The organism is Shinella sp. WSC3-e, from assembly GCF_945994535.1.
GTDB lineage: Bacteria > Pseudomonadota > Alphaproteobacteria > Rhizobiales > Rhizobiaceae > Shinella > Shinella yambaruensis.
The window spans coordinates 215,574-222,500 of the sequence record NZ_OZ000532.1 but is presented as its reverse complement, the minus strand read 5'-3'; the positions used below and the strand labels follow the sequence as shown (position 1 = coordinate 222,500).

Genomic DNA, 6,927 nt, shown 5'->3' with positions numbered 1-6,927 from the left:
GGCTGGCCGCGCCCCGCCTTCCTCATCGGCTTCGTGCTTGCCGGCCAGGTCGAGACCTACTTCTACCAGGCGGTGCAGTTTTACGGCTACGGCTTCCCGCTGCGCCCGATCGCCATCGTCATCGCGCTCGTCACGGTCGCCTCGCTCTGGTTCACCAGCCGCTCGCGTATGCGCCAGAAGGAGGAGGCCGTGCCGGGCGGCATCACCACCGACATCGAGTTCGAGCGCGAGGAGGACGAGACGGCTGCCGCGAAGAACCTCTGGCCGCAGGTCGTCTTCACCGCCATCGCCGTCGCCTTCTTTGTCTTCACCATCGTCGAAGGTGCGGAGAACTCGTTCCTCGATGCCGTCTTCCCGATCGCCGTCGGCATGGTGGGCCTGCTGACGGCCGCCACCGTGCTGTTCTGGCAGGTCCGGGGAGCCACGGGGCGCGGCACGGCCGGCAACATGAACTTCGATCTCGATGACGGCACGACCAGCGGCAGCCTCTGGCGCTTCGTCGGCTGGCTGGTCGGCTTCGTCGCAGCCATCGGCCTCGTCGGCTTCACGCTTGCACTGATCGGCTTCTTCGTCGCCTTCCTCAAGATCGTCGCCAGGTCGAGCTGGCTGCAGACGCTGGTGCTGACCGCCGCCGCCGTCGGCCTGGTGCTGCTGCTGACGTCGATCCTGCACATGAACCTGCCGGGTGGCCTCTTGCAGAACCAGTTCTACGACCAGCTGGTCTGGCCTCTGCGCTGACCTTCGGCCCCGGCGGCGATGCCGGGGCTCGCACGCCGGTTTTCATGGTGTGCAATTGCATCCAATTGTCTACATCAATCAGCGAGGGCATCATGCCAGCACAACATCCCATCCCCTGCATCCTCATGCGTGGTGGAACGTCGAAAGGGCCTTACTTCAAGATGCAGGATATTCCGCAGGATCCCGATATCCGCGCGCGCGTCCTGCTGGCGGCGATGGGCTCGCCCGATATCCGCCAGATCGACGGCCTCGGCGGTGCGGACACGCTGACGAGCAAGGTCGCGATGGTCGGCCCGTCGAGCCGCGAGGGGGTCGATGTCGATTATCTCTTCGCCCAGGTCTCCGTCGACAAGGCGATCGTCGACACCTCGCCCTCCTGCGGCAACATGCTGTCCGGCGTCGGCCCCTTCGCCATCGAGACGGGCATGGTGCCGGTCGGCGGGGAGAAGACCAGCGTCGTCATCTACGACATCAACACCCAGAGCCGCATCGAGGCGATCGTCGAGACGCCGGACGGCGCCGTCAATTACGAGGGCAACGCCCGCATCGACGGCGTGCCGGGCACGGCGGCGGAGATCCGGCTCAATTTCATGGATATCGTCGGCTCGAAGACCGGCGCGCTGCTGCCCACCGGCAAGCCGATGGAGAAGATCGAGGGGATCGATGTGACGCTCATCGACGTCGCGGTGCCGATGATGATCGTGCGCGCCGCCGATGTCGGCAAGACGGGCTACGAGAGCGCCGCCGAGCTCGATGCCGACGGGGCCTTCTTCGCACGCATGGAAGCGATGCGCATGGAGGCCGGCCGCCGCATGGGTCTCGGCGACGTCACCGGCAAGGTGGTGCCGAAAATGGCCATGCTGGCCGCGCCGCGGGAGGGCGGGAACGTCGCCGCCCGCTATTTCGTGCCGCACAAGACCCATGCGGCCTTCGCGGTGACGGGCGGCCTCTGCGTCTCCTCCTGCGTGCTGGTGCCCGGCACCGTGGCGGATGGCCTTGCAGAACGGCCGCAGGGGGACGATTGTACCGTGGTCATCGAGCATCCGACGGGTCTCATCGATGTCGCCATGACGAGCAAGCCGCATGGCAATGCCGTCGAGATCATCAGCGGCGGGGTGGTGCGCACCGCGCGCAAGCTGATGCAGGGCAACATCTTCGTGCCGGCGGCGACCCTGCTGCCGGCATCCCCTGCGGCCTGAGTCACCGGTACCTCTGTTTCTGGAGTTTATGGAATCATGAAACTGCTTGTTCTTCCAGGTGATGGGATCGGCCCGGAAATCGTCGGCGCCACCGTCGCGGTGCTGGATGCCGTCGACCGCCGCTTCGCCTTCGGCTTCCGCTACACGACGCGCGACATCGGCTTCGTCTCGCTGGATAAGACCGGCACGACGCTGCCCGCGGATCTGCTCGACGAGGCCCGCGGCATGGACGGAACCCTGCTCGGCCCGATCTCCCATCTCGACTATCCGCCGCGCGACAAGGGCGGCATCAACGTCTCGGCCGCCTTCCGCACCCAGCTCGACCTCTTCGCCAACATCCGCCCGGCCCGCACCCGCAGGGGCGTCTTCCATCGCGGCACGGAGATGGACCTCGTCATCATGCGCGAGGCGACGGAGGGCATGTATCCCGATCGGAACATGTTTGCCGGTACCGGCGAATACATGCCGACGGAGGACGTGGCGATCTCGATGCGTAAGGTGACGGCAAGGGCGATCGAACGCATCGCCAGGGCCTCCTTCGCGCTGGCGCGGGCGCGCCGCCGCAAGGTGACGGCGGTGCACAAGGCCAATGCCTTCGTGCTGACCGACGGGCTCTTCCTGAAGGAGGTGCGCAAGGTCGCCGCCGATTATCCCGACGTGGAGCTCGAAGAGGTGCTGATCGACGCGATGGCGGCGCTGCTCGTGCGCGATGCGAGCCGCTACGACGTCATCTGCACCACCAATTTCTACGGCGACACGCTCTCCGATATCGCCTCCGAGCTCTCCGGCAGCCTTGGCCTCGCCGGCTCGCTGAATGCCGGTGCCGATCATGCCGCCGCGCAGGCCCAGCACGGCTCGGCACCCGATATCGCCGGGCAGGACAAGGCGAACCCGACATCGATGATCCTGTCGGCCGCGATGCTGCTGCGCTGGCACGGCGAACGCGCCGGCGACGCGCGTTACATCGAAGCCGCAGCCCTCATCGAGGAGACCATCGACCGGGTTCTTGCCGATGCCACCACCCGCACCCGGGACCTTGGCGGACCGCTCGGCACGGCGCAGTTCACCGAAACGGTCGTTGCGGCCCTCGGCTAGGCCGGCAAGGAAAACGGCACCGGGGCGCCTGCCCCGGTGCCGCAGCAATTTCGCCTCCTCGCGTGGTCTTGGTCAGTCGACCGGATGCACCGGTCCGTCCGCCACCAGCACGCCATCGGCATCCGCATAGAGATAGGCCCCCGTGCGAAATTCGACATTGCCGAAGACGAGCGGCACGTCGCGGGCGCCATGGCCGGTCTTGCCGCTCTTCTTGGGCGCCTGGCCGAGCGCCATCACGCAGAAATCCATGGCGTCGATATCGGCGCTGTCGCGGATCGCGCCGTTGATCAGGAGGCCCTGCCAGCCGTTCGCCTGGCCGAGGGCGGCGATCTGGTCGCCCACCAGCGCGCAGCGCAGCGAGCCGGCGCCATCGACGACGAGCACCTTGCCCGTGCCGCTTTCCTCCAGCGTCGCGCGCAGCAGTCGGTTGTCCTCGAAGGTCTTCAGCGTGACGATCTCGCCATGGAAGCCCTTGCGCCGGCCGTAGGATTTCCACTGCATCTCGCAGAAGCGCACCTCGGCATCGTTGCTGTCGACCAGATCCGCCGTCTTGATGATGTCCGTCACGTTCTTTCCTCCGTCTTCGGTGCGGCGAGCACCCGCACGGGCGCACCGTCGCGCCAGGCCCTGATATTGTCCACCGTGTCGCGGTAGAAGGCGGCATAGGCGCCTTCGGTGACATAGCCGAGATGCGGCGTCAGCACGGTGTTCGGCATGGTGCGCAGCGGATGATCGGCCGGCAGCGGCTCAATGTCGAAGACGTCGAGCCCGGCCTTGATGCGGCCCTGCCGCAGCGCCTCGATGAGCGCCGCCTCGTCGACCAGCGGGCCGCGCGCGGTGTTGATCAGCCATGCCCCCTGTTTCATCTGGCCGAGTTCGGCGGCGGAGACGGTGTGCCGGCTGCGCTCGCCGAGAATGAGGTGCAGCGAGACCACGTCGGCCTCGCGAAACAGGGTCTCCTTGTCGACGCGGCGGGCGCCGGCCTCCGCGGCACGCGCGTCCGTCAGGTTCTGGCTCCAGGCGATCACCTCCATGCCGAAGGCTTTGGCGATCGGCACCATGCGGCCACCGAGCTTGCCGAGCCCGACCAGCCCCAGCGTCTTGCCGCCGAGCACGGTTCCCACCGTGTGCTGCCAGCCGCCGGCGCGGATGCGGGCGTCCTCTTCCGGGATCGACCGGGCGAGCGAGAGGATAAGCCCCCAGGCGATTTCCGGCGTCGCATGGGCGGATTCGCCGGCATGGGTGTGGCAGACGGTGATGCCGCGGGCGACGGCGGCCTCCATGTCGATGGTGCGCACGCGCGCGCCGGTGACCACGATCAGCCTCAGCGCCGGCAGCCGCTCGATCAGCGCGGCGGACAGCGGCATGCGCTCGCGCATGAGGCACAGCACGTCGAAGCCGGCGAGTGCGCCCGCGGCCTCGTCCTCGCTCGCAAGGTTGCGGCCGAAGCGGACGATCTCGCAGTCGTCGCCGAGCAAGGCCCAGTCGGCAAGGGTGAGCGCCACATCCTGATAGTCGTCGAGGATCGCGATCCGCAGCATGGCTCAGGCCTTTCCAAGCGTGTCGAGGTCGATCGAGAGGCCGGCAAGATCCGCCTGCTCGCGCAGCATGGCAAGGTCGGCCGCGGTGAGCGGGATTCCCTCGGCCAGCCGTGTTTTCATCCGGTTCGCCTCCGGCTCGCCCGGCATCAGGATCGGCTGACCGTCATCCACCCGCGGACAGGCGCGGGCGCGGCTGACGAGATCGTCCATGCGCGTTCGATAAGCATCTTCGCCGAGGAAGAGCGAAGGGCGGAAGGCGATGAAGCTGTGGCCGACATTCTGCGGCCGGTCGAGATCGCGATACTGGTCGCCCACCTTGCCGCCATAGGCCGCGCCGCTCATCACGCCCGCAAGGACTTCCATCATCAGCGACAGTCCCGATCCCTTCGGGCCGCCGAGCGGCAGCACGATGCCCTCATAGGCCCGGCGGGCATCCGTCGTTTCCCGGCCGTCGATGTCGAGCGCCCAGCCGGCCGGGATCGGTTCACCCGCCTGCATCGCCCGGCGGATCTTTCCGCGCGCGACGACCGAGGTCGCCATGTCGAGCACGATCGGCGGCGAGCCCTCGCCGCCCGGTGCACCGAAGGCGAAGGGGCTGGTGCCGAGGAAGGGCGTGCGCCCGCCCCAGATCGGCATGCTGGGCGAGGCATTGGTGAAGACGAAGGCGGCATGACCGGCATCGATCGCCTCCAGGAGATAGGCCGCGGCCATGCCGAAATGGGCGCTGTTGCGGACGCTCGCCATGCCGATGCCGCATCGTTCCGCCGCGGCGATCGCCTCCTGCATGGCCCGGCGGGCGACGACGAAGCCGAGGCCGTCATCGCCGTCGACATGCGCGGCGGCGGGCATGGGATGCGAGACGCGGATATCGGGCCGGGCGCGCACCAGGCCGCGGCGCAGGCGGTCCGCGTAGACAGGAATGCGCGAAATGCCGTGGGTGCCGACGCCACGGAGATCGGCGAGGACCAGGTAATGTGCGACGGTGGCCGCGTCCTGCGCGGGGACGTCGAGGTCGGCGAAGATTCCCGCCACCGCGGCCTCCAGCCGAGCGGCATCCGCATGCACGATCGTTCCATCCTTCGCCTGCATACGACCATCCTCCTCCAGAAACCCCGCGGCTCACGACATCATGGACTATCAGCCATGGATGCCAATGTATACTATTGTATCCAGAAATTTCGGATGAAATTCCGCCTCCCTGCTTCGATCCTTAGCGCTTGCGGGCCAGCGCCAGGAACTCGCGGATGGGCCGGGAGAGCGGACTCGACCCGCGCCGCACGGAAAGCAGCTTTCGGCTTGCCCATGCGTCCGACAGGCGCACGCTGATGACATCCGTTCCCGCAAGCAGATGCAGGCTCGTCGAGCGCAGGAAGCCGATGCCGAAACCTGCCTCCACCATCCGCACAAGCGACGGGAAGGTTTCGACGCGCACCCGCTCGCCGAGTGCCCGGCCGCTGCGGGCGGCGGCTTCGTTCAGCAGCCGGTCGAGCGCGCCGCTCTGGTGGATGCCCACCACCTCGTGTTCGGCCACCGCATCGAAGCTGATCGGCTTTCCCGATTGCAGGCGCGCGGCCAGCGGATGATCCGGCGAGCACAGGACGAGCACGTTGTCGTCCTCGAAGACCTCTGTCTCGAACCGCGCGACATCGTTGTTGTCGGCGACGAAGGCGATGTCCGCCTGCCCGTCGTCCATCGCGGCGAGTGAGAGGGCCGCCGACATTTCCTGGATGTCGAGGCCGATGCCGGGATGGCTCTGCGCATAGGCCGCCAGAAGCTCCGGCAGCCGGCCCGACAGCGAGGAGCTGGTGCAGGCGAGCCGCAGCGAGCCGCGCGTGCCCGCCGAGAAATCGACCATCTGCGTGTTGAGGTCGGCGACCTGCCGCAGGATCTCGCGGCAGCCGGCGACATAGACCTCGCCCGCCGGCGTCAGGCGCGCGCCCTGCAGGGAGCGGTCGAACAGCGCGACGCCGAGTCGGGCCTCCAGCTCGCTGATGCGCCGGCTGACGGCGGACGGCGCGATGTTCTCATGCTCCGCCGCCCGCCCGATGGACCCGTACCGGGAGACCGCGACGACGAGGCGCGCCGTTACCGGATCGAAGGGCTGCATGGCGCACCTCCGATGCCGCCGGCGGCGGGGATGGGTCGGCCAAGCCGAAGTCGCGGTACACCCGCGCCATGAGGCGCGCGTCGAAACGATGCAGCGAATAGTCCGCGCAGCGCCGGACGAAGGCGAGATAGCGCTCGATGGCCGAGGCGATGTTGGAAAGGATGACCAGGATCATGGCACGTTCCACCGATTGGGGGTTGCTCGATATCCATGGCCTATCGGTTCCTGTTGCTTGCGGGTAGCGACG

General features: G+C 67.7%; 8 protein-coding genes (1 of these 8 cut by a window edge). 3 read left to right on the top strand and 5 right to left on the bottom strand.

Annotated features, from left to right (window positions below; all coding sequences use genetic code 11):
- The 3 genes from AABF56_RS27755 to AABF56_RS27745 form a co-directional block, all read left to right on the top strand.
- Positions 1 to 738 carry the 3' end of a tripartite tricarboxylate transporter permease gene (locus AABF56_RS27755; RefSeq protein WP_272808301.1) on the top strand. 1,287 nt of this gene lie to the left of the window's left edge, so the window shows 738 of its 2,025 coding nt (coding positions 1,288-2,025); its start codon lies beyond the left edge, outside the window; the stop codon is at positions 736 to 738.
- Positions 739 to 830: 92 nt separating this feature from the next.
- Positions 831 to 1,937, top strand: a complete 1,107-nt coding sequence (locus AABF56_RS27750) for a 4-oxalomesaconate tautomerase (RefSeq protein ID WP_272808300.1) — start codon at positions 831 to 833, stop codon at positions 1,935 to 1,937.
- A 36-nt stretch (positions 1,938 to 1,973) separates the two neighbouring features.
- Positions 1,974 to 3,032 carry an isocitrate/isopropylmalate dehydrogenase family protein gene (locus AABF56_RS27745; RefSeq protein WP_272808299.1) on the top strand — a complete coding sequence of 353 codons (1,059 nt, stop codon included), beginning with the start codon at positions 1,974 to 1,976 and terminating at the stop codon, positions 3,030 to 3,032.
- 72 nt (positions 3,033 to 3,104) lie between these two features.
- Here the strand turns inward: AABF56_RS27745 and rraA are convergent, their stop codons facing one another.
- The 5 genes from rraA to AABF56_RS27720 form a co-directional block, all read right to left on the bottom strand.
- Entirely contained in the window at positions 3,105 to 3,599 is a 495-nt protein-coding gene (rraA, locus tag AABF56_RS27740) for a ribonuclease E activity regulator RraA (RefSeq protein WP_272808298.1), read from the bottom strand.
- The gene (locus AABF56_RS27735; protein ID WP_272808297.1) at positions 3,596 to 4,573 is read right to left on the bottom strand and encodes a D-2-hydroxyacid dehydrogenase family protein; all 978 of its coding nucleotides are present in this window, start codon (positions 4,571 to 4,573) and stop codon (positions 3,596 to 3,598) included. Before AABF56_RS27735 ends, rraA begins: the two co-directional genes overlap by 4 nt.
- Before the next feature lie 3 nt (positions 4,574 to 4,576).
- A complete protein-coding gene (locus AABF56_RS27730) occupies positions 4,577 to 5,662 on the bottom strand; it encodes an Ldh family oxidoreductase (protein ID WP_272808296.1) in 1,086 nt (361 codons plus the stop codon).
- A gap of 121 nt (positions 5,663 to 5,783) precedes the next feature.
- Complete coding sequence (locus tag AABF56_RS27725) at positions 5,784 to 6,680, bottom strand: LysR family transcriptional regulator (protein WP_272808295.1); 897 nt, start codon at positions 6,678 to 6,680, stop codon at positions 5,784 to 5,786.
- A complete protein-coding gene (locus tag AABF56_RS27720) occupies positions 6,598 to 6,855 on the bottom strand; it encodes a hypothetical protein (RefSeq protein ID WP_272808294.1) in 258 nt (85 codons plus the stop codon). Before AABF56_RS27720 ends, AABF56_RS27725 begins: the two co-directional genes overlap by 83 nt.
- Positions 6,856 to 6,927: the final 72 nt, after the last annotated feature.

Coding starts and splice junctions, on each gene's coding strand:
- AABF56_RS27750 (WP_272808300.1), top strand. CDS start 831: ATGCCAGCACAACATCCCATCCCCTGCATCCTCATGCGTGGTGGAACG.
- AABF56_RS27745 (WP_272808299.1), top strand. CDS start 1,974: ATGAAACTGCTTGTTCTTCCAGGTGATGGGATCGGCCCGGAAATCGTC.
- AABF56_RS27735 (WP_272808297.1), bottom strand. CDS start 4,573: ATGCTGCGGATCGCGATCCTCGACGACTATCAGGATGTGGCGCTCACC.
- AABF56_RS27730 (WP_272808296.1), bottom strand. CDS start 5,662: ATGCAGGCGAAGGATGGAACGATCGTGCATGCGGATGCCGCTCGGCTG.
- AABF56_RS27725 (WP_272808295.1), bottom strand. CDS start 6,680: ATGCAGCCCTTCGATCCGGTAACGGCGCGCCTCGTCGTCGCGGTCTCC.
- AABF56_RS27720 (WP_272808294.1), bottom strand. CDS start 6,855: ATGATCCTGGTCATCCTTTCCAACATCGCCTCGGCCATCGAGCGCTAT.